Origin of the sequence: Lysinibacillus sp. FJAT-14222 (assembly GCF_001278875.1) — a bacterium.
Taxonomy (GTDB): domain Bacteria; phylum Bacillota; class Bacilli; order Bacillales_A; family Planococcaceae; genus Lysinibacillus; species Lysinibacillus agricola.
Window position 1 is genome coordinate 55,347 of record NZ_LIYL01000038.1, and the last position, 21,691, is coordinate 77,037.

Annotated in this window: 19 protein-coding genes, 1 riboswitch and 1 other annotated feature; of the genes, 10 read left to right on the forward strand and 9 right to left on the reverse strand. The window is 37.2% G+C overall.

The window, feature by feature from the left end:
- Positions 1-18: 18 nt before the first annotated feature.
- The gene (locus tag AN161_RS16345; RefSeq protein WP_053595411.1) at positions 19-1,587 is read right to left on the reverse strand and encodes a PucR family transcriptional regulator; all 1,569 of its coding nucleotides are present in this window, start codon (positions 1,585-1,587) and stop codon (positions 19-21) included.
- A gap of 226 nt (positions 1,588-1,813) precedes the next feature.
- Between AN161_RS16345 and AN161_RS16350 the strand changes: the two genes are divergently transcribed.
- The 3 genes from AN161_RS16350 to AN161_RS16360 are packed head-to-tail and all read left to right on the forward strand — an operon-like array spanning position 1,814 to position 6,160.
- On the forward strand, positions 1,814-3,223 hold the full coding sequence (locus AN161_RS16350; protein WP_053595412.1) for an amino acid permease: 1,410 nt from the start codon (positions 1,814-1,816) through the stop codon (positions 3,221-3,223).
- Between the two features lie 24 nt (positions 3,224-3,247).
- Positions 3,248-4,777 (forward strand): CoA-acylating methylmalonate-semialdehyde dehydrogenase, encoded by a 1,530-nt coding sequence (locus AN161_RS16355; protein WP_053595413.1) that lies wholly within the window; start codon positions 3,248-3,250, stop codon positions 4,775-4,777.
- 24 nt (positions 4,778-4,801) lie between these two features.
- A complete protein-coding gene (locus AN161_RS16360) occupies positions 4,802-6,160 on the forward strand; it encodes an aspartate aminotransferase family protein (RefSeq protein ID WP_053595414.1) in 1,359 nt (452 codons plus the stop codon).
- 220 nt (positions 6,161-6,380) lie between these two features.
- Here the strand turns inward: AN161_RS16360 and AN161_RS16365 are convergent, their stop codons facing one another.
- The 3 genes from AN161_RS16365 to AN161_RS28945 form a co-directional block, all read right to left on the reverse strand.
- Entirely contained in the window at positions 6,381-7,550 is a 1,170-nt protein-coding gene (locus tag AN161_RS16365; RefSeq protein ID WP_053595415.1) for an FtsW/RodA/SpoVE family cell cycle protein, read from the reverse strand.
- 120 nt (positions 7,551-7,670) lie between these two features.
- Positions 7,671-7,859 carry a hypothetical protein gene (locus tag AN161_RS16370; protein ID WP_053595416.1) on the reverse strand — a complete coding sequence of 63 codons (189 nt, stop codon included), beginning with the start codon at positions 7,857-7,859 and terminating at the stop codon, positions 7,671-7,673.
- Complete coding sequence (locus tag AN161_RS28945; RefSeq protein WP_143114863.1) at positions 7,811-8,065, reverse strand: hypothetical protein; 255 nt, start codon at positions 8,063-8,065, stop codon at positions 7,811-7,813. Before AN161_RS28945 ends, AN161_RS16370 begins: the two co-directional genes overlap by 49 nt.
- Before the next feature lie 58 nt (positions 8,066-8,123).
- On the opposite strand from AN161_RS28945, the gene AN161_RS16375 reads away from it, so the two are divergent.
- Positions 8,124-9,794: a methyl-accepting chemotaxis protein gene (locus AN161_RS16375; RefSeq protein ID WP_053595417.1), complete on the forward strand. Its 1,671-nt coding sequence runs from the start codon at positions 8,124-8,126 to the stop codon at positions 9,792-9,794.
- A gap of 354 nt (positions 9,795-10,148) precedes the next feature.
- Positions 10,149-11,102 carry an L-threonine 3-dehydrogenase gene (locus AN161_RS16380; RefSeq protein ID WP_053595418.1) on the forward strand — a complete coding sequence of 318 codons (954 nt, stop codon included), beginning with the start codon at positions 10,149-10,151 and terminating at the stop codon, positions 11,100-11,102.
- A 239-nt stretch (positions 11,103-11,341) separates the two neighbouring features.
- On the opposite strand, the gene AN161_RS16385 is transcribed toward AN161_RS16380, so the two are convergent.
- A complete protein-coding gene (locus AN161_RS16385; protein WP_053595419.1) occupies positions 11,342-12,334 on the reverse strand; it encodes a serine hydrolase domain-containing protein in 993 nt (330 codons plus the stop codon).
- Between the two features lie 299 nt (positions 12,335-12,633).
- Here AN161_RS16385 and AN161_RS28950 point away from each other — a divergent pair, with 299 nt between their 5' ends.
- Both AN161_RS28950 and AN161_RS16390 read left to right on the forward strand, forming a co-directional pair.
- Positions 12,634-12,861, forward strand: coding sequence for a hypothetical protein (locus AN161_RS28950; protein ID WP_143114866.1), 228 nt, complete (start codon positions 12,634-12,636; stop codon positions 12,859-12,861).
- Positions 12,862-13,024: 163 nt separating this feature from the next.
- On the forward strand, positions 13,025-14,650 hold the full coding sequence (locus AN161_RS16390; protein WP_053595461.1) for a long-chain fatty acid--CoA ligase: 1,626 nt from the start codon (positions 13,025-13,027) through the stop codon (positions 14,648-14,650).
- A gap of 44 nt (positions 14,651-14,694) precedes the next feature.
- Here the strand turns inward: AN161_RS16390 and trpB are convergent, their stop codons facing one another.
- The 4 genes from trpB to AN161_RS16410 form a co-directional block, all read right to left on the reverse strand.
- The gene (trpB, locus tag AN161_RS16395) at positions 14,695-15,858 is read right to left on the reverse strand and encodes a tryptophan synthase subunit beta (RefSeq protein WP_053595420.1); all 1,164 of its coding nucleotides are present in this window, start codon (positions 15,856-15,858) and stop codon (positions 14,695-14,697) included.
- Positions 15,859-15,916: 58 nt separating this feature from the next.
- Positions 15,917-16,117 (reverse strand) — a binding site (T-box leader).
- An 89-nt stretch (positions 16,118-16,206) separates the two neighbouring features.
- A complete protein-coding gene (locus AN161_RS16400; RefSeq protein WP_053595421.1) occupies positions 16,207-16,689 on the reverse strand; it encodes a QueT transporter family protein in 483 nt (160 codons plus the stop codon).
- Between the two features lie 6 nt (positions 16,690-16,695).
- Positions 16,696-16,740, reverse strand: a riboswitch (PreQ1 riboswitch).
- 234 nt (positions 16,741-16,974) lie between these two features.
- Positions 16,975-17,367 carry a DUF1259 domain-containing protein gene (locus AN161_RS16405; protein WP_053595422.1) on the reverse strand — a complete coding sequence of 131 codons (393 nt, stop codon included), beginning with the start codon at positions 17,365-17,367 and terminating at the stop codon, positions 16,975-16,977.
- A gap of 104 nt (positions 17,368-17,471) precedes the next feature.
- Entirely contained in the window at positions 17,472-17,720 is a 249-nt protein-coding gene (locus AN161_RS16410; protein WP_053595423.1) for a hypothetical protein, read from the reverse strand.
- 292 nt (positions 17,721-18,012) lie between these two features.
- Between AN161_RS16410 and AN161_RS16415 the strand changes: the two genes are divergently transcribed.
- From AN161_RS16415 to AN161_RS16425, 3 genes are read left to right on the forward strand one after another with little or no spacing between them, the layout of a single operon-like run.
- Complete coding sequence (locus tag AN161_RS16415) at positions 18,013-18,705, forward strand: ABC transporter ATP-binding protein (protein ID WP_053595424.1); 693 nt, start codon at positions 18,013-18,015, stop codon at positions 18,703-18,705.
- A 17-nt stretch (positions 18,706-18,722) separates the two neighbouring features.
- A complete protein-coding gene (locus tag AN161_RS16420) occupies positions 18,723-20,924 on the forward strand; it encodes an ABC transporter permease (protein ID WP_053595425.1) in 2,202 nt (733 codons plus the stop codon).
- Positions 20,921-21,499 (forward strand): TetR/AcrR family transcriptional regulator, encoded by a 579-nt coding sequence (locus AN161_RS16425; protein WP_053595426.1) that lies wholly within the window; start codon positions 20,921-20,923, stop codon positions 21,497-21,499. The genes AN161_RS16420 and AN161_RS16425 overlap by 4 nt, the downstream gene beginning before the upstream one ends.
- The last annotated feature ends 192 nt before the right edge of the window (positions 21,500-21,691 follow it).

The following is a 21,691-nucleotide window of genomic DNA, read 5'->3' on the forward strand; positions in this document are numbered from 1 at the left end:
TAAAGCATAACCCAGCAGTTAGTTTTTATCCTCAATTAAAGAATTGGCGAGCAACATAAATTCAAGCGTAATCCGATTATGCCCCTTCATGAAATTTTCCCCTAAGAGACTCTCAAGCTTTTTTAAACGATGATAGAGCGTTTGACGGACGATGAACAATTGATTGGCCGTTTGTTGTTTAGAGCCATTCGTTTGTAAGTATACCTGCAGTGTTTCTAACAGTTTACTATTATATTTTCTATCGTATTCAATAACAGGCTGTAAATAATCTTGAATTACTTCCTGTAAATTTACTTGCATCTGTAATTTATAGATGAGGTGATATAAATGTAAATCATCGTAAAAATAAGAAGTTGTTTGTACTTTACTGCAAATATACAATGTTTCTAATGCAGTTTGATAGCTCTTCGGTATTTCCTCTACGTCTGCAACGACTTTGCCAATGGCTATTTGATACCCTTGAACCATTTGTTTTTTATAAAAATCAGTTTTCTGAACGGAAGAAACTAATGTATTTAATAATTCGCGACTCGATTTACTATCCTTCGTATGGAGCAAAATAAAAACGACATAGCTTTTTCTTTCAAATAAAAATGGTATAAATCCATTTTGCTCAAAAAGGTTTCGATAATAGAGCTTACTATAGACAATATCTTCTTGCACCTTAGAGACGGCAGTAGGAGATGCTAAAATAAAGACAGCCCCACTAGAAAGATTATAGTTAGAATGATAGGTTACGATAAATTTATAAATTTCCTCCTTCGATAGTTTTTGATCGATCCAATCCGCTAAAATAGAGGCATCCTCAATGTCCCTTTTCTCCTCAATATAAAAATCCCGCATTAATAGCTGTGCTAACGCAGTGGCTGTACGGTCTAAAATAAGTAATTCAAACTCTGAGAATAAACCATCTTCCCTATAGAGAAATAAATCTGCATAATGCTGATCAAAAATAAAGATCGGTTCATGTTTAAATTTCGATGCCGTTTTTTTCATCGTTAATAGTTGTTGGCGCTTATTGTGTGACATATTTGGAAAAAAGATCGGCTCTCGCCCTTTAATAGAAAAGGTGATTTGTGTCTTTAGTTCATTATACATATTTTGTAAAATTTCTTCTGCAGTTTGCCCTAATAGTGCATTTTTATTTAACGTTTGAGAGTACGATTCTAAAGAGGAAATCATTAAATATTGTTGATTCATAATTTGACTATGTAAATCCTGTGTAATGCGGACAAAAGGAACCGTTTCATGAAAAACGATAATAGGGAAGCTATAACGGTTCGCAAGAGATATTATCGCTTCTGGGATGGTTTGTATGGAAGTGCCGTATTCAATGCACAATGCAGCGCAATTTTTTTGGATTAATGATTCTACAAAAAAGACAAAATCCTCTAGGCAATGCTGAAGGCTAATCCCTGTTGTTAAGACCAATTCATCACCAGCTAGAAAATTATCTACCTGTATAATTTCAATGACGTGGGCCCACTTGACAATTCGTAATAATCCACCCTCACCAGCTACGACCTCTGCACTTTGAAAGTATGTATTTTCTAATACATCTTTCACTTGAAGCTTAAATTGACTCATGTTTATCCTCCTTCCTTTTAACATAGTTCCTTTCTGGTTTTCTTATTGATGTACGATTTTAGCTTAAATAAACAAAAAATATTATATTTTAAGAATGTTTAGTCTATTTTACATTATGTTTAAAACAAAAGTATAGAATTTTACAGTTTGTCTATACCTTCATTTCTATGTAACATGTAAAATTTTTGTAAGCGGCAATCCAATCTAATAAAAAGAGGTGACAGATATGGAGCAACAAACGCATTTACAGAGAGGGTTAAAGAAAAGGCATATGACGATGATCGCTATTGCAGGGGTTATCGGTGCTGGTTTATTTATGGGGAGTGGCTCAGTGATTAATTTGGCCGGCCCTGGAGCAATTTTATCTTATATTTTTGCAGGCTTTATCGTTATTCTTGTCATGCGAATGCTAGGGGAAATGGCAGCTGTCAATCCAACAAGTGGGTCTTTTGCGCATTATGCACATGAAGCAATTGGTCCATGGGCTGGCTTTATGATTGGTTGGTTATATTGGTTTTTCTGGGTCGTTGCCATTGCTTTAGAGGCAACGGCAGCAGCTGCGATTATTCAATATTGGTATGATGGGATTCCTTTATGGCTGCTGAGTCTTGTATTAACTGTAGCACTTACTTTAACAAATGTTCTTTCCGTAAAAGCTTTTGGTGAATTTGAATATTGGTTCTCTCTTATTAAGGTTGCAAGTATTATAGCTTTTCTGGCACTTGGCGCATTTATTATCTTTGGTATCGCACCGAATTTTAATGCAGTAGGTACTGCCAATTTAATCGGGGAAGGCGGCTTTTTACCGAATGGTTTCGGTGCTGTTTTGATGGGGGTAGTCATTGTTATTTTCTCCTTTATGGGCACAGAAATTGTTGCCATTGCGGCAGGGGAATCTGACGAGCCGTTAGCAGCGGTAACAACAGCTACAAATTCAATTACTTGGCGTATTTTGATTTTCTACGTTGGATCGATAACGGTAGTTGTCACATTATTACCTTGGCATTCCTCGGATATATTAACAAGTCCATATGTAGCAGTATTGGATTACATCGGTATTCCTGCAGCTGCGCAAATCATGAATTTTGTCGTTTTAACAGCGGTTTTATCATGCTTGAACTCCGCACTTTACGCAACATCTCGAATGGTATTTTCTTTAGCGGAGAAGGGGGAGGCCCCAAAAGCATTTTTGAAATTAAATAAAAAGGGAGCACCTGTTAATGCCATATTAACAGCGACATTCTTCTCTTATATTGCCGTTATTATGAACTATGTTTCACCAGATAAAGTATTTATGTTTTTACTTAGTTCATGTAGTGCAATCACGCTAATTCTTTACTTAATCATTGCATTTTCACAATTAAGAATGCGACGGAAAATTGAGAAAGAAAATCCCGAGCTATTAAAAGTGAAAATGTGGTTATTCCCATATTTAACGTATTTCACAATATTGGCTACAACAGCATTACTAATCGCGATGTTCTTTATTGAATCAATGCGTTCACAAATTTTATTTACATGTATTGTAGTGGCAGTAGTGATGATTTTCTATGTAGTTACACAAAAGAAAAAGTCGCCTAACCCAGTAGATGAAGCAAGTTCTATTTTCAAAAAGGAAGAATTAGATTTTGAATAATAATAAATGAGGAGTGGGGAAATTATGACAGTTCAGCAAAAAATGAAAACGCTAACACATTTTATCAATGGTGTTGAAACAGCCGGTACAAGTGGTCGTTACTCGGAAGTTTATAATCCAACAACAGGAGAGGTTATTGCACAAGTTCCGTTAGCGACAAGAGATGAGGTGAAGCAGGCTATCCAGCTAGCAAAGTCAGCCTTCCCTGCATGGAAAAAGGCATCGATTGGCAAACGAATCGAGGTTTTACATCGTTTCCGTCAGCTATTAATAGAAAGACAGGATGAGCTGATTGAAGTGATTTGTGAGGAAAGTGGGAAAACGAAGGAAGATGCAAAGGGTGAAATTGTTCGTGGCATTGAATCCGTAGATATGGCAATAAGTGCCCCGCAAATGCTGAAGGGGGAATATTCGGTTAATGTAGGCGGCAATATAAATGCCTTCTCTGCAAAAGCCCCACTTGGAGTTGTTGCAACGATTGCGCCATTTAACTTCCCTGTTATGGTCCCACTTGCGATTACGAGTATGGCAGTTGCGGTAGGAAATGCCGTTATTTTAAAGCCATCTGAGCGCGTGCCAATCTCAGCATTATACTTGAGTAAATTATGGAAAGAGGCAGGACTGCCAGATGGAATTTGGACTGTCGTTAATGGTGATAAAGAGGCGGTCAATGAACTGCTAGAAAATAAAGAGATACAAGCAATTTCATTTGTTGGATCTACACCTGTTGCGGAGTATATTTACCAAACAGGGACGAAGCACAATAAACGTGTCGCTGCATTTGGTGGCGGGAAAAACTTTATGATTGTCATGCCAGATGCAAACCTAGAGCAGACAGCTAATGCCTTTTTAGGTGCAGCATATGGAGCGGCGTCCCAGCGTTGTATGGCCATTTCAGGAGCGATAGTCGTTGGAAAAGATACAGAAAAACGCTTTACAGAAATATTAAAAGAGAAAGTTTTGAAGCTAAAGGTTGGTCCATATACAGACAACGAAGTCGATTTTGGTCCAGTGATTACGCAGCAATCAAAAGATACGATTCTTCGATATATTGACGGTGCTGTTGAAGAGGGTGCAAATCTTGTAACGGACGGTCGAAATCCAGAAATATGCGAAACATCTAAAGGCTTTTACCTTGGCCCGACATTGGTGAATAATGTAACGCCCGATATGACCATTTTTAAAGAGGAGGTTTTTGGTCCTGTACGTATTGTTGTAGGTGTTGAAGCCTTACAAGAAGCTATTGATTTGATTAATGACCACGAACTTGGGAATGGTGTCACGATGTTTACGAGCAGTGGTTCGGCAGCACGTAAATTCCAGGAAGAAATTGAAGTAGGTATGGTAGGTATTAATGTTCCGATTCCAATTCCGGTTGGCTATCACAACTTTGGTGGATGGAAACGATCTAAGTTTGGTGAAGGGCATATGTTTGGACCAGACCAAGCACGATTCTTTACAAAAGCGAAAACGATTTCTGAACGCTGGCCAGATGAGACAGAGGATACGACAAGTTCATTTGCATTCCCAAGTAATAACGATGTGAATAAGTGAAAAAACATAGAGGGGTGTATGGATATGGTTCAAGTAAATCTTAAAAGTGATATTTTAAAGAAAGATGAACAATACGTATGGCATTCAATGAAACCCTACAATCCACAAGCAACATATGTAGTAGAAAAATCAAATGGTGCGAGAATTGTTGATACAGATGGCGTTGAATACATCGATGCAATGGCAGGATTATGGTGTGTAAATGTAGGCTATGGACGCAAGGAATTAGCCGATGTTGCACATGAGCAGATGCTGAAAAATGCATATGCTCCTTTATCACAAGGACATTTACCAGCAGTCGAACTAGCTGAAAAGCTTAATGAAATGCTTGGTGGAGATTATGTTATTTTCTTCTCTAATAGTGGATCAGAGGCTAACGAAACTGCGTTTAAAATTGCGCGTCAGTATCATCAGCAAAAGGGAGAAAGCTCACGCTATAAAATTGTTTCCCGCTACCGTGCCTATCACGGAAATTCCTTTGGTGCATTGGCTGCGACAGGGCAGGCGGAACGAAAATATAAATATGAACCATTATCTCCTGGCTTTGTCCATGTAGCACCACCTGATCAATATCGAGAACACGAAAGTGATACACTAGCCCCAACTGATTTAGCAAGCGTCAAGGCTGTTGATAAGACGATGACATGGGAGCTAAGCGAAACAATAGCTGCAATGATTTTAGAGCCGATTATTACTGGCGGGGGCGTCATCATGCCTCCGGAAAATTATTTAAAGGGCATTGAGGAAGTGTGTAAAAAACATGGAGCATTAATGATTGTAGACGAAGTAATTTGTGGCTTTGGTCGAACAGGTAAGCCATTTGGTTTTATGAACTACGGTGTAAAACCAGATATTATTACAATGGCAAAAGGGATTACAAGCGCCTATTTACCACTATCAGCTACAGCAGTAAAACGCGAAATTTATGAGGCATTCACTGGGTCTGATGCATATGGTTATTTCCGTCATGTCAATACATTTGGCGGATCACCTGTAGCATGTGCGGTCGCATTAAAAAACATTGAGATTCTTCAGCAAGAAGCATTATTTGAAAGATCTAGTGAGGTTGGAGCTGCTACTCTACAAGCACTTCAGCAAGCGTTGGGTAATCACCCGAATGTTGGGGATGTTCGAGGCAAAGGTTTATTAATTGGCATCGAGTTAGTTTCAGATAAAACGTCGAAAGAGCCTTTACCAGTAGATAAAGTAAATGCTGTTATTGCAGCATGTAAGGAGCAAGGGGTCATCATTGGGAAAAATGGGGCAACTGTTGCAGGCTTTAATAACGTATTAACATTATCTCCGCCACTTAATATCGTACAAGAAGATCTTGATACAATAATAAAAGTTGTCATTGATAATATTCATAAAGTGAAGGCATAATTAGTGGGGTTCTATCTAACTCACTTTCGGTACAGATAAATTACTGCCTATAAAAGTAAGCTGTCTCGTAAGTCATAGTAAAAACTTTTGAGACAGCTTTTTGAATGTTTTACAGCATAAGAAAGGCGAGGCGAACTATGAGTATGAACAAAACAACTACTGCTAGAGAAAATAATAATAAAATTCTCTTTTTTAACGTAGTGTTCATATGCACCATCACCTACTCTTTTGTTGTTTTAAACATGTAGCCACTATAAGAATTATGGATAATCATCACAATGCCCATTAACATGAAATTGGATATGAGTGAACTTCCGCCATAGCTTAAAAATGGCAATGTCATACCTGTTACAGGTAAAAGTCCAATTGTCATACCGATATTTTGTGTAATTTGGAAGGCTAATAAACTAGAAATACCTGCTCCCATCAGCGTCATAAATGGGTCCTTTGCTTCTACTGTAATGAGAACGATACGGTAAATAACAAAAAATAAAAGAGTAATAACAAATGCCGCTCCAATGAACCCGACCTCTTCAGCAATATTGGCAAAAATGAAATCTGTATGCTTTTCCACGACATAGACATTATTGTTCATGTATCCCTTCCCAGTAAACTCACCTGTACCAATTGCCGAAAAGCCCTGCCTAGTTTGAAAGGATGAATCTGGATACTCATAAGGCTGTAGCCAACCATAAATTCGTGAAATCTGATGCCCTGATAATTTATTTAAAATTTTATCTGTAAAAAAATCATTGAATTTTACATAAAGAATAACCACAACACTAATAATTGATACAGGAATAGCTGTAAAGATTATAAGTAATTTTCTTTGTATACCCGAAAAGAAAATCATCGGTAGAATCATCGACATATAAAGCATTACCATGCCCGTATCAGGTTGCTTGTAAACAGCAAGTGTCGGTGGAAGAGTGATAACAGCAATTATTAAGAGAAGTCGCATATCCGTTAAAAAGGTAGGGCGCACATATTTCTCTCGATGTGCAACAATGATCTTGCTGACAACAATTAAAAACGCGAACTTTAAAAATTCTGATGGCTGAAATGATCCTAGCACTGGGATTTGATACCAACGCTTCGCCTCATTGATAGTTCGGGCTATACTTTCCGGTGCAATAAATAAGCCAAATGTTAACAAAACCATTGCCCAATAAAACGGCCAGCCAATTTTTTTAAGTTGCTCAATATCAAGCATTGCTACTCCATACATAGTCAAAAATCCGATCAGGTAATAAATAAACTGCTTTATAATAAAAGAGCTTGTATATTGCTCAAACACCGTACTACTGGAATGTACAAAAAGACAACTAATAATACCGAGCAATGATAAGCTAATTACTAAACTTTTATCTAATTTATTGAACTGTAACATTCAAACACCTCCTCTGGTTAGAGACACTATTAATAGACAACGATAGGTAAGTGTGGAAGGTTGCAAGTTAAATAAGTATTACAAAGATTAAAAATCATAAACTAATTTTACTATTGTTGCTTATTTTACATTTAGTTCTATATGAGTACATTTGTAGATTGCAACCATAACGTGAGATTGGTTTCCATTCCGATTAGCGTTTTGTTGCTGTCGCTTCGCTTTCGCACAGATAAAACATTGTAGCTGCCGCTTTGCTTTCGCTACATAAAACATTGTTGCTGACGCTTCGCTTTCGCACAGATAAAACATTGTAGCTGCCGCTTTGCTTTCGCTACAGAAAACACTTGTTGTTGCTGTCGCTTCGCTTTCGCACAGAGCAAAGCTTCCTGGGGGCGTCCGATGAGTCGCTTAGGACCAACATCACGCTCCTCCTGAGAGGAACGTGCGCCTATTATATTAGAAGTAATGGGATTAATTTCATAACTCTTCGTACAATCTTTACAAAAACATAACACTGGCTTTATATCTTCATACTATGATTATTGGTAAGAGTTGGAGAAGGAGCCAAGGATAATGCATTTTTTACGATACATAATGGTGAAAGACAAGCTACTTGTACTGATGATTGTTTGTGTACTATCGAATGTATTGCTAGGTGTTTTTAGCGTTGATTATCTACGGAAAATGTCATGGCATGCAAGTGAAAGTTATACAGAAGGACTTGTACCGATCGGATGGTTAAATGAACTAGAAGAATCACAACGACAATTAGATTATGTAGTGGATTCAGCTGGGGTTTATCAAGAAATGACAGCCATTTTAAAAAATACTGAGCAGCCTTTAGGTCATTTAGAAAGTCTAGTAATCGATAAAAAGATGGATCATCAGATGAAGAAATATAAGACCTTACTAGCACAGCATGTAGAATTGATTGATAGCTATAAGCAATTGGATCAAAATGGGCAACAACAGTTTTATGTTCAGTCTTATTTACCCGTAAGCCAGCAAAGTCATACATTATTAGAAGAAACTCAAAGCTATTTGGTTCAGAGAGCTAAGGAACAGCAACAGGCATACCAGAAAGATGTGCAATTTGGTTATTGGCTATTAGGAGGAGTGTCTTTATTTGTTGTTTTGTTAGTGATCTTTATAGGATTTATAGCAACGAAGGCAGTGAATATACCAACGCGTCAATTGAAATCACTATTAAAGCGTGCAGAGCAGGGTGATTTCACAGCGAGTGCCAGCTATGTGGCGCAGGATGAGCTTGGCGAGGTAGTATTGTCTTACAATCAAATGGTAACAGAGGTGAAAAGACTACTTCATACAGTATCAAATAGTGTACATGAGGTTGAAGAAATGACTGGGAAACTGCAGGAATCCTCTGAACATTCGTCTAACACGACGCTCAAAATTGCAAAGGATGTACAGTCCATTTCAGATTCAACTGCTGCTTCTACAACAAAATTAGCGTCCAATACAGCTTCTCTAGAGGAAGTGCTAAATGGGGTGCAAGTAATTTTAGAAAAAGTGCAGGTTGTAGAAAATTTTGCTCATAAAACTGCACGTGATGCAGAAAGTGGTACGGAAATTGTACAGGCAAACTTAACACAAATACAGGCTATTAAGCATGCAGTCGAAAAATCGAATAAAGCCATTTTTAATCTTGTAGAGAGAGCAGCTACAATCGATCAAATGGTAGAGGTGATTGAAAAAATTACCGCCCAAACAAACCTCCTAGCTTTAAATGCATCCATAGAGGCCGCTAGAGCAGGGGAGCATGGTAAAGGATTTGCGGTTGTGGCCAATGAGGTACGTAAGCTTGCAGAGCAGACAGTTCATTCAACGCAAACGATTACGTCCATTGTACAAAACATTCATTTAGATTCTAACTATGCTGTACAAATGATGGAGGGTGTATTAGTCGCAACTGAAAAAGGTGTTCAAGTAACAGGGGATACGGCAACAAGCTTTGATCAGATTTTAGAAAAAGTACATACAATTAAGCCATATATAATGGAAGTATCTGCAACCGTTCAAGAGATTGCAAATCATACGGAAAAAGTTAGTGAAGATGCGGTAATGTTAACGTCATTTTCTGATACGAATGCAATATCAACTAAACATGTAGCTACTTTAACAGCCGACCAATTAACTGCGCAGCAACAATTCCATGAGTATATTAAAGAGTTACATAAGGTTTCAAAAGTTTTACAAATAGCCGTAAAGCGTTTCTCAATTTAATAAGAACAAAAGGACCTTTCTTTGTATCAAAGAAGGTCCTTTTGTGGATTAGTAGGTGCTAGGATTCCGTTCATCAACAAAATTACTATCGTTACTAAGAAAAAATGTATAAATGTACACTCTGAACGTACATATGTATTTCGTTTGTTTTATTAGCACAATATTTAATAGGGCTCATATACTGATAGTAAAGGATTGTGCGTTCTGTTTCTCAAAATTTAAAATATAATGGTTGTATTTTTAATGTGAACACATTATAATAAAATTCATCAAAAGGGTTATTAAATCAAGGTTTGTTTATATATCATTGTACTTTTAGGAAGTACAATTGTTCATAGGTGGAGGTTTGGAGAAATGAAAAAGATAATGGTTACAGGAGCACTAGGTCAAATAGGTTCTGAGCTTGTAGAAAAACTCAGAAGTATTTATGGAGAGGACAATATATTAGCGACAGATATTCGAAAGCTTGAATATACTAAGGGTCCATTTGAAATATTGGACGTGACGGATGGACAAAGAATGCATGAATTAGCGAAGGATTTTGGTGCAGACACAATGATGCATTTAGCTGCGTTATTATCAGCAACAGCGGAAAAAAATCCGTTACTAGCGTGGAATTTAAATATGGGTGGTTTAATGAATGCGTTAGAGGTTTCACGTGAGTTAAACTTGCAATTTTTCACACCGAGCTCAATAGGCGCGTTCGGCCCATCGACACCGAAGGATAATACGCCACAGGATACATTACAACGTCCAACAACTATGTATGGGGTAAATAAAGTGGCTGGTGAGCTATTATGTGATTATTATTTCGATCGTTTTGGCGTAGATACTCGTGGTGTACGTTTCCCAGGGTTAATTTCATACGTAACGCCTCCAGGAGGTGGTACGACAGACTATGCAGTAGAGATTTTCTACGAGGCGATTAAGCAAGGTAAGTATACATCTTATATTCAAGAAGGCACCTACATGGATATGATGTACATGCCAGATGCATTGCAAGCTATTGTAGATGTAATGGAAGCGGATAGTAGTAAACTAATTCATCGCAATGCCTTTAATATTACTGCAATGAGTTTCGAACCATCTGAAATTGCGGCGGAAATTAAAAAGCATTTGCCACATTTCCGTATGGATTACAATGTAGATCCTGTGCGTCAGACGATAGCAGATAGTTGGCCAAATTCTTTAAATATAGAAGCAGCACAGAAAGAATGGGGCTTTAAAGCACAGTATGACTTAGCCAAAATGACAGTTGATATGCTAGAAAAATTAAAAATCAAACTACAAACAAAAGCTTGTTCATAAATAAAAATTCCTAAAAGCGGACGAAGAATTTAGTTTTCTTCGTCTTTTTTTATTTTGACGGGCAATCACTTAAAATTGGAATGACACTTGCTAAAAGTATACCGTGTAGATTGAATGTGAAGGCTGGGCGAACCTTGGGATTAGCGTCACAGATGACCAACCTCATGTTGTTGCTGTTACGAACCTAAAACAAGCATAACCCCGTCCTAAATTTAGGGCGGGGTTAAAATATAGTTGTATTACCGTTTGATCAAATCTTTGATATCTCTGAAAACCTTCCATACGTTACACCCAAAATTGCTTACCAATGTGATAAGCAAATCTTGTTGTTTGTCGTACGAACTATAAAAACTTATACCAGGATCGCAGCCTTCAAAGTGGTAATCAAACGTGCCACCTTCTTTTTTATCCAGCCAAATCCCATACCCATAGCACTCTTCTTTCACTTGAGGAGTTAACATTTCTTTTAACATTGCCTTCGATATCAATTGACCCTTCATCAGACTGGCCCAAAACTTTTCAACATCGATTACAGTAGTAAATGCCCCACCTGCTCCTGTTCCTTTTACGTCTACACTGTAAATATTAGTATAAAACTCTTGCATACTGTCATCATATACATACCCGTTTGCACATTGAGCAGGCAATCTGTCCAGCTCATAATACCCCGTATTCAACATACCGCAAGGAATAAAAACATGTTCATTAAGATACACATCAAATGAAGAGCCAGTAATGGCCTCAACAATAAGACCAAGAACAACAAATCCTGTATTATTGTATTGAAATCTATCTCCTGTAGGATACATCATCGGCTTATCTATAAATAATGGAATGATATCCGATGATGTGCGAATTTTATAATTGGGGTAATCTATCCATAGTTCGTCATAATCTTCCATGACAGACTCATCAAAATAATCGGGTATTCCCGATGTATGATTAAGCAACTGCCTGATGGTGATTTGAGGATCAATATTCTTTAAATCAAAATTCAAGATGTCCCCGATACAACTATCAAAAGATAATTGCCTTTGTTCAATCAATTGCAAAATGGCTATGGCAACAAATACTTTTCCTGCTGAGGCTGTTGCAAACTTTGTATCAATCTCATTTGATACTTTATTTGGTAAATCTGCGTATCCAAAGGCTTTACGGTATACATTTTTACCATTTTGAGTGACTGATATGACCCCACTAAAATCTTCGTTTATACATTCATCAAGCCCCATCGTTTCTCTCTCCTTTAAATATACTTACATTGATGTATGCAAGTATCAATTTTACTCATTCTTCCCTCCGACGCTCCCAGCTGGAACGGAAATCAACCCACGTTATGGTGATGAGCCATACAAGTGGATTTTCTAATATATTCTGGTTCATCATCGGAAGGTTAAGATGTCATTTTGAAATATATGCCATGCAAATAAGTTGATTGGAGTGGAGACTGGGCGACTCCTCGGGGATCAGCAATAGAGGAACGAAGGCTAAAACCATCACATCCTGTGATAACGCCTTCGTGACCAACCTCATGTTGGCCCGAGACCCTGCAGCGAAGCGGATGTTTTCTGCGCGAAAGCGTAGTGCAACGAAGCGGCAGCGACAAAAGCGGCTCATCGGACGCCCCCAGGAAGCTTTGCTCTGTGCGAAAGCGAAGCGTCAGCGGCAATGTTTTATCTGTGCGAAAGCGAAGCGACAGCAACAAAGCGCCCAGTCGGAACGGAAATCAACCCCACGTTATGTGAATGAGTTATTTTAGAAAAAGTTAACAATAAAAAGAAAATTATTGGAATATATAGCTTAATTTATAATTTTCTACTATAATCATATTCAAAATATTAATAGTATTCAATTAAATTAGCTGTTAATATTTCACAAAGGTAAAAAAGGGAGTTCACAAGAAGAGGGGATGGATGATTTTTATGATGCAAACGCCGTTAGTATTAACAAGCTTTTTTAAACGAGCAGAAACCTATTTTGCTAGAAAGACTATAGTTTCACGGACAAGCCCACAGAAGATTCACCGTTTAACATATGGGGAGTGGGCGAAAAGGACACGTCGTTTAGCAGATGCGCTAACAAAGCTGGGGATGAAGAGGGGAACAAAGATTGGATCCTTTGCCTGGAATCAGCATCGCCACTTAGAGGCCTATTTTGCGGTACCGTGTTCTGGTGCTATTTTGCACATGGTGAATATTCGTTTATCAGAAGAGCATTTAATTTATATTATTAATCATGCAGAAGATGAAATTTTAATGATTGATGTTGATTTGCTACCAATCATTGAAAACATTGCGCCTGAGCTTAAGACAGTGAAGCATTATATTATTATGACAGATGAGGACACTTTACCGGAAACGACATTACCAAATGCATTATCATATGAGGATTTATTAGCAGCAGCAGATGAAAATTATCAATTTCCGGAGGATTTAGAGGAAGAGGAGCCTGCTGGAATGTGCTATACAAGTGCTACAACAGGAAATCCAAAGGGCGTTGTTTATTCACATCGAGGCCTAGTGTTACACAGTATGATGCTGAGTATGTCTGATTCAATGGGCATTTCAGAGCGTGATGTCGTGATGCCAATTGTACCGATGTTTCATGCAAATGCATGGGGCCTACCTTTTGCAAGTGTCAATGTGGGAGCAACACAGGTACTGCCTGGTCCACAATTTACATCAGCAATCATATTGGATTTAGTGGAGCAGGAGAAGGTCACATTAACAGCTGGAGTGCCGACAATTTGGATTGGAGCATTGCAGGAACAGGAGAAGCGTGAACGAGATATAAGTTCGCTGCGCTCCATTTGTTGCGGCGGCTCTGCTTCACCTACTCGACTTATTCGTACATTTGAAGAGCAATATGGTATTCCATATATAGTTGTCTATGGGATGACTGAAACAACACCGATAGTAGCATTATCAAATTATATGTCTTGGATGGATGAATGGCCAATTGAAAAGCGAATCGAATCGCGAGCTATGCAAGGAATGACGATGGCCGGTATTGAATCAAGTATTATTAATGACAATGGAGAAGTACCGTGGGATGGAGAGACAATGGGTGAGTTACGCTTACGAGGTCCGTGGATTTCACACGAGTACTATCGTGATGAACGCACAAATGATGCCTATCGAGACGGCTGGTTATATACAGGGGACATTGCAGTACGAACAGAGGATGGCTTTATCAAAATAACAGATCGTACAAAGGATTTAATTAAATCTGGTGGGGAGTGGATATCCTCAGTGGATTTAGAAAACACGTTAATGACCCATGATGCTGTTTTGGAAGCAGCGGTTATCGCAATTCCGCATGTCAAGTGGCAAGAACGTCCGCTAGCTTGCGTTGTATTGAAGGAAGGAAAATCAGCAACCGAAGGGGAACTTCTTGCATTTTTAGAAAGCCAATTTGCAAAATGGTGGGTACCAGATGATGTGGTATTTTTAGAGGAGATTCCAAAAACATCAGTTGGAAAATTCCTGAAAGCTAAGCTTCGAGATAATGTGGCAGAAATTTATCCGAAATTAAGTTCATTGGTATAGTCAAAAGAGCGATTTCCACAAAGGGAAGTCGCTCTTTCATTTCGTCATCTATTTAACATTTGGAATACTTGTTCTACGTCTTTGTCTCCGCGGCCAGAGATATTAATAATAATGCTCTCTTCTGAAGATAATGTTGGTGCAAGCTTTAGTGCATGAGCCACTGCGTGCGAGCTTTCAAGTGCAGGAATAATTCCTTCAACTTTTGACAGCACTTGGAATGCTTCAAGCACCTCTTCATTTGTCACCGTTACATATTCTCCACGACCAATTGTTTTTAAATAGCTATGTTCTGGACCAGCTCCAGGATAATCTAGTCCAGCGGCAATCGAATAGGTTGGTAGTGGATTGCCCTCTGCATCTTGCAGTACTAAGCATTTGAAGCCGTGTAATTCACCTGGTGTTCCTTCATTTAATGTTGCTGCCTTATCGGGTTCAATACCGATGAGGCGAACGCTTTCATCTGCAATATACTCTGCAAACGCACCGATCGCATTACTACCGCCACCGACACAAGCAAGTACTGCTGCTGGTAGCTTGCCTTCTTTTTCTAAAATTTGTTCGCGACTTTCACGGCTAATGACTGATTGGAAATGCTTCACCATTGAAGGGAATGGGTGAGGTCCAACAGCAGAACCTAGTAAGTAGAAAGTTGTTTCATAGTTTTCTACTAAATCAGCAAATGCTTCATCCACTGCATCCTTGAGTCGTCCTTGCCCTTTATCAACAGCTACTACCTTCGCACCAAGAAGCTCCATACGGAACACGTTTAATGCTTGACGTTTTGTATCCTCTAAACCCATATAAACTGTGCAATCCATTCCGAACATTGCACAAGCAGTTGCTGTTGCTACACCATGCTGACCAGCACCTGTTTCGGCAATAACACGATTAGCACCCATGCGTTTTGCCAATAAAATTTGCCCAAGAACGTTATTGATTTTATGTGAGCCTGTATGGTTAAGGTCCTCACGTTTTAAATAAATTTTTGCGCCACCTAATTGCTTTGTTAGATTTTCAGCAAAATAAAGTGGAGATTTGCGCCCAACATATTCACGGAAATAATAATCTAGCTCTTTATTAAAGTCTTCATCGTCTTTATATTTTTGGAAGTTTTCATCTAAAGTAGTTAATACATTTTGAAGCTCATCAGGAACAAAGCTACCGCCAAATTCACCAAAATATCCTTTTTTCTCTGCTACTGTACTCATCTTTTCTCGACTCCTCTATCTAATTTTTCCATAAAAAAAGTCACTTCAATCCTTCTGTAAAAAGGACGAGTAACCGTGGTGCCACCTTCATTCGCAAAAATTGCGCGCTCTCGTACTCCGGTAACGGGGAGTGAATTCGGCCTCACATTTGATGAGGCTGCTCCAAAGTCCATTCACAAGTATATACTACTGATTTGCACCAACCATCAGCTCTCTTTAAGTACTACCACTTGCTACTATTCTTTTTCCTAGCATTTATTGAAATGAATTGTAAAGTATTTTCAGAATAGTGTCAAGGTGTGATTGTCCAAAAAAATAAAAGAAGACGAATCAATTAAGACCCGTCTGCTAAATTAAATCTTTGAAGTTTAAGCGTTTATTCAGTGTATACATAATCGGCGCACCGACTGCTAAGACAACAAATTCACCTGCAGCAACAGTTAACCATGTCCAGAAGAATGGTAATTCTAAAGCTAAGTTCAATTCAAAGGCAATAATGAACATTGTGCATGTAAATAACAATGTATTAATGACTAAACGTGCCCAAATATTTTTGACAAATTTACAGATTAGAATGAACAACCCAAGCGTAATCATCGAATGCCCAACACCGAAAACTAAATCGTACATGCCGAGTGGTGAAAATATATTGGAGATAAATACACCAATAATGATCCCAACGGCAAAGCGTGGATTAAACGCAACTAGATGATTAAACATTTCTGATATACGGAACTGCACCTCTGTAAAGCCAAATGATCCGACCAGTAATGTAACAGCAATGTAGAGTGCTGCAATAATGCCACTCGTTGCTAAAAATTTTATTTTCATATTTATTTCTCCTTAGTTTTTTTACGTGGGATGGTTACGAACCACGTGAAGCAAATGCAATCATATCAATGTTCATGCTTATTTGTAAATAGTCATGAGTAAAAAATGTGTAAAAATGATAATGGTAATATTTGAGCTTACTCTCAATACTTTAAATTAGATATATGGATGATGTCCCAATTCAATATTTATAAGAAGAGGAGCTTGTACTACTTACTATGAATGTTTTTGAATCACGTCAAAAAGAACTGTTCTAAGCAGTTCTTTTAACAAGTGAATATTTCATTATTTTTTTAAAACACTAAATGCTTGAGCAAATTTTTGGGCAAAGGTTAATGGAGGCTCTATTGATTGAAAATGGACGTACAAAATAGTTGGGTCCGAATATATCCAATGATTATGAACTGCACTTATAATTAAATTATTTTCTGCAAGTACTTTAACAAATGGCTGTAATTCCTCTTGGAGTACTACAACTTCACCTAAGTTAAGTGCATTTCCATATATATCAAGCGATTCGAATGTTATCCCAGCATGAAGTGCACTACGGCTTGGGCGACCTTGAATCTTCACATGGAGATTTCGACTAAGTTTTACTGAGCATACGCCATGTTCCACAGAAGCTTTTCCGTTGGCAATCTGTGCAAATTTCGTACACATATCTTGAAAGCTTTGCATTATAGACACCTCTACTTTTTTATATTTATAATGAGGATGTCTTGGCGCGAAAAGTAGTACGTAAACATATCACTATCCTGATATAACGGGTTTCTGATTTGAAATTACTCCTCTAAAATATTTTTAATTTCTTCTATTTCCAAAATTAAAACTTCTACTTGTTGCTTGAATTCATCTGTATATTCTAATTCCTCATCCAATTCTTTTGTATACTCTAAGGCATTTAAGGCAAAATCCAAAGCAAATGCAAATAGACTATCACATAGATTAGAAATGATTGAGTCAATATTTCCTGTATTTGCATTTTGTTTTTTTTGTGAATAAGACGGCTGATTTAAATCATCATTATTCATTGTATTCCTCCTTTTTGGGAACAGCACTAACCTCATTTGCATCATATGCATTACATGTAAAAAGGGGGACTAAAATGAACATTTTCTATAGAAAAGTTAAATCACATCTAACCACGTGTGGCTTTTTAATATACCTATATTCCTTACGTAGAAGAACTTAAAACAAGCGTTCCAGAACAAATATAAGAAAATAAGCACGGCTCTTATTGACAAATTAATTAATCAATAATATTGTTTTATTAATTAATTAATTGATTAATTAATTAATAAGTGAAATGTTTGGAGGTCTAACATGTTAAGAGTAGAAAATTTGGTTAAAAGTTATCAAAATGGTCGTGAATTGCTTTATGCATTAGATTCAGTTTCATTGTCAATTGATGATGGGGAATTCGTTGTCATTTTAGGCCCTTCTGGATCCGGTAAATCTACGCTTCTTAATGTAATTTCAGGTCTAGAGCAGCCAGATTCAGGGAGTGTTATTTATGATGACTATGAGATTTGTGGGTTAAATCAGAAAGAACTGACGTTGTTTAGACGTGATAAAACAGCTTTTATCTTTCAAGCATATTATTTACTCCCATTTTTAAATGTAGAATCTAACATTAAAATGGGTGCTGATTTAAAAGGGAACAAAAATATTACTGAAATAATTGATGGTTTAGGACTTCGGGGATTAGAAAAACGTCTTCCTTATGAACTTTCAGGGGGACAACAACAACGAGTGTCTATTGCACGTGCATTAGCGAAAAAACCGGATTTTTTGTTTTGTGATGAACCTACTGGGGCATTAGATGAAGAAACGAGCAAACAAATTTTAACCTATTTGAAGCAGCTTCAAAAACAATTGAAATTTACAATTATTATGGTAACTCACAATGTTAGCATTGCTCAAATCGCAACGAAAGTGATTAAAATGACTAGCGGAAGAATCATAGAAGTAACTAGCAATGCTGATCCAAGAGATGTTAGTGAAATTACATGGTGAGAAAGGGAGTACATTTGATGAGAGTAAAAAAACAGTTTCCACTCGTAATGGTTGTTGCCTGTGCAGTATTTATTTGTACGTTACTGGTTTTCTATCTTCAAAACATAGACTCCATAAAGAAAGTGCAAGAACATCAACATCAGCAGGACTTTACACTTATTCTACAAGGAGGGGAAATAACGGGCCTTTCAAATAAGTATTCATTTACGTATGAACCTGTAACATATAAAGTCATTTATGATGAAAAAAATGTATATCGTATTATGCCAAATACGCGCAACATTGATATTCCAATATACTTGGAAGGCGTTGCTCCAAAAAGAACAACTGAAATTGCAATAGATAAAAATTATTCACTGGAGAATAATATAGCACTTGGAGATACAGTTACTATTAGTAATACAACATATTCAATTAGTGGAGTTTTTACTTTACCTGACGCAATTTCACCACAGGTAGCTACTAATGGAGTTGGCTACAAACCTACTACTCAAGCATTAATACTATGTAGTGAAGAAGTTTACTCAAATTGGGAGGAACAGGAAAAAACGAGTTATTCGGGCCGTTTTTTTGAAAGTGTATCTGAGGAACAGAAACAACTCCTTCTAGAAAAAATGCTTATGGATTCAATTATAAAGTCCGTGGTGAAGAAAGAAGATAATCCACAAATACTTTCTACATTAATCGCAAAAGAAAAAATGTTTAAAATCTGTCTTATTAGCGCCTTAAGTTTCTTCGGTTTAACTGTAATGGTTTTGCTTGTTACTATCATTATCCAAAATATAAATGAAGCAAAATCAAATATGGGTGTTTTAAAAGCGCTAGGCTACTCTAAGCTACAAATTGCTAAAAGATATTTCCTAATTGGACCTTTCTTGTTTATAGGCGCAGTTGTAGGATATGTAGTTTCCTATGCAGTTAGTCCTCTGTTCATTAATAGAATTAATGCTACATTTCTCGTGCCAAATGTTTCACTAAATTTTGATCTTGTACAGTTCATACCGTTTACAACAATCCCCGCGCTGTTTTTCTCTGTAATGGCTTTTGGGATTGCCGTATTTACCTTGCGTAAACCGCCATTAGAAATGATTCATAATGCAGAATCAGTAAAATTAAATTTTCTTGTTAAGCGAATTAGGAAAAACAGATCAACTAACCCTTTCAAAAAAGCGGTCTTTAAAGCAATCGTATTAAATAATATTCTGTTAGTCTTTTTAGCGTTGCTGACAGGATTCATGGCTAGCGCTAATTTACAGATTGCTTTTTCTTTGCAGGCAATGTCTGATAAGGTATCCTCTTTAACACTTAAAGGTTCCGAATATAAAAGTAATGTTCGATTTATTGAGACGAAGGAAATGAAACTTTTAGACTCTGAAACACCTTATTTTTCAGAAGACTGTAAAATAGAATTTCCGAATGGTGATGTATTAAATAACGGCCAATTTATGGCATTGTCTAGTAGTCATTCTCTTTTTAAACTTTATAGTATTCAGAAGCAGGAGACTATAGATATTTCAAAGCAGGAAGGCATTGTCGTGAATGATTGGATGCGCAAGAAATATGATTTGTCGATTGGTGACGCTGCGAAAATACATATAAATAATGTTACGTATCAGTTACCTATAACAGCTTTTGAGCAAGCAGTGTATGGGGAAGTAGTTTACAGTAATATGGATGTTGCAATCAATGCTGGCCTTTTAGAAAAAGAAGAATATAATGGTGTTTTTACTAAAGACAATGTCGAGTTTGACAGCAAGCAGCATATGTTTGTTTCAAAGCTCGAAGACGTATTATATTCAAGCTCTCAGCAAAAAGGAACGTATTTTGCACTATCCTTTTTATTTATCACAATTGGCTTAGCTTTAAGTATTTTAACGATTAGTATTGTAGTGAAAATCATTATTTCATCTAATCGTAAGTACTTATCGATGATGAAAGCATTTGGATATACAAATGCAGAATGTAATCGCATTGTGTTGTCAGGCTTTCGAATAATTGCATACATTGGATTTATAATTGGAACGCTCTATGCCATTGTATTAACTAAGTTTTTATTTGATTTATTGGCTAAAGCATCTACAGTAGCAATACCAATGACACCTGATAGCAAGGGAATAGCACTTTCTCTCGTGATCTTTGCTGTTTCATACGAGGTCATTATGTTACTCTATAAAAAAAGCATGAATGCAGTATCATTACAGGAGGTTATGATGAAATGAATAAACGCCGCGAACAGAAGGAAGTTAGACGAGAGCAAATTCTAAACGCGGGCTTAGATTTGTTTATTAGAAATGGTTATCAAGGGACTACAACTAAAGAGATTGGTGACGCAGTTGGAATTAGCCAAGGATTACTGTTTCATTATTTCGGCTCTAAGGAAGAGGTATACCTTGAACTTTTAAATCGAGCTAAAGCTAGTATGTCTGTAATTGGGATTTCAGAAGGGGAATTTGCACAACCGTTAGAGTATATAAATGTGATCGTTACTTCGATACTGGATTCCTTTAAAACTCATCCATTATCGCCAAAACTATTAATGTTAGTTGCTCAAACGCAAATAGCAAGTAACTTACCAGATACGATCCAACAAGTTGCAAAGGACCTTGCTGCATCTGAGGGATTTGAAAGTCTAGTAAAAGAGGGGCAAGTTAAGGGAGTAATACGAGAGGGTGATTCTAAAGCACTCGCGGGTTGTTTTTATTCAGCAATTCAAGGTGTTGCTCAAACGTATGTATGCTTCCCAGATATCCCGTTACCTCAAAGTAGTTGGTTAGTAGATATTTTGAAAAAGTAAGAGCGAATTATATACTTGTTATGAAGGCAGCCTGACATTTCCAATGGAGAATGTCAGGTTTTTTAATTTTTACATATATTACATATAATTAGATGTCAGAAAAATAACTTCGTGAAATTGTCAAAATTTTTTTTGTTATGTTAGAAAAAGAAATCAATTTGTAAGAACAGCGCAGTTTAGCGGTTTAAAGCG

Bases quoted from the DNA above. Each gene is read 5' to 3' on its own strand.
- AN161_RS16355 (WP_053595413.1), top strand. From the start codon at position 3,248: ATGACAGTTCAGCAAAAAATGAAAACGCTAACACATTTTATCAATGGT.
- AN161_RS16385 (WP_053595419.1), bottom strand. From the start codon at position 12,334: ATGGGGCTTGATGAATGTATAAACGAAGATTTTAGTGGGGTCATATCA.
- AN161_RS16425 (WP_053595426.1), top strand. From the start codon at position 20,921: ATGAATAAACGCCGCGAACAGAAGGAAGTTAGACGAGAGCAAATTCTA.
- AN161_RS16420 (WP_053595425.1), top strand. From the start codon at position 18,723: ATGAGAGTAAAAAAACAGTTTCCACTCGTAATGGTTGTTGCCTGTGCA.
- AN161_RS16415 (WP_053595424.1), top strand. From the start codon at position 18,013: ATGTTAAGAGTAGAAAATTTGGTTAAAAGTTATCAAAATGGTCGTGAA.
- AN161_RS16365 (WP_053595415.1), bottom strand. From the start codon at position 7,550: ATGTTACAGTTCAATAAATTAGATAAAAGTTTAGTAATTAGCTTATCA.
- AN161_RS16345 (WP_053595411.1), bottom strand. From the start codon at position 1,587: ATGAGTCAATTTAAGCTTCAAGTGAAAGATGTATTAGAAAATACATAC.
- AN161_RS16405 (WP_053595422.1), bottom strand. From the start codon at position 17,367: ATGCAAAGCTTTCAAGATATGTGTACGAAATTTGCACAGATTGCCAAC.
- AN161_RS16400 (WP_053595421.1), bottom strand. From the start codon at position 16,689: ATGAAAATAAAATTTTTAGCAACGAGTGGCATTATTGCAGCACTCTAC.
- AN161_RS16375 (WP_053595417.1), top strand. From the start codon at position 8,124: ATGCATTTTTTACGATACATAATGGTGAAAGACAAGCTACTTGTACTG.
- AN161_RS16380 (WP_053595418.1), top strand. From the start codon at position 10,149: ATGAAAAAGATAATGGTTACAGGAGCACTAGGTCAAATAGGTTCTGAG.
- AN161_RS16390 (WP_053595461.1), top strand. From the start codon at position 13,025: ATGATGCAAACGCCGTTAGTATTAACAAGCTTTTTTAAACGAGCAGAA.
- AN161_RS16370 (WP_053595416.1), bottom strand. From the start codon at position 7,859: ATGTTTTATCTGTGCGAAAGCGAAGCGTCAGCAACAATGTTTTATGTA.
- trpB (WP_053595420.1), bottom strand. From the start codon at position 15,858: ATGAGTACAGTAGCAGAGAAAAAAGGATATTTTGGTGAATTTGGCGGT.
- AN161_RS16350 (WP_053595412.1), top strand. From the start codon at position 1,814: ATGGAGCAACAAACGCATTTACAGAGAGGGTTAAAGAAAAGGCATATG.
- AN161_RS16360 (WP_053595414.1), top strand. From the start codon at position 4,802: ATGGTTCAAGTAAATCTTAAAAGTGATATTTTAAAGAAAGATGAACAA.
- AN161_RS16410 (WP_053595423.1), bottom strand. From the start codon at position 17,720: ATGAATAATGATGATTTAAATCAGCCGTCTTATTCACAAAAAAAACAA.
- AN161_RS28950 (WP_143114866.1), top strand. From the start codon at position 12,634: ATGTTGGCCCGAGACCCTGCAGCGAAGCGGATGTTTTCTGCGCGAAAG.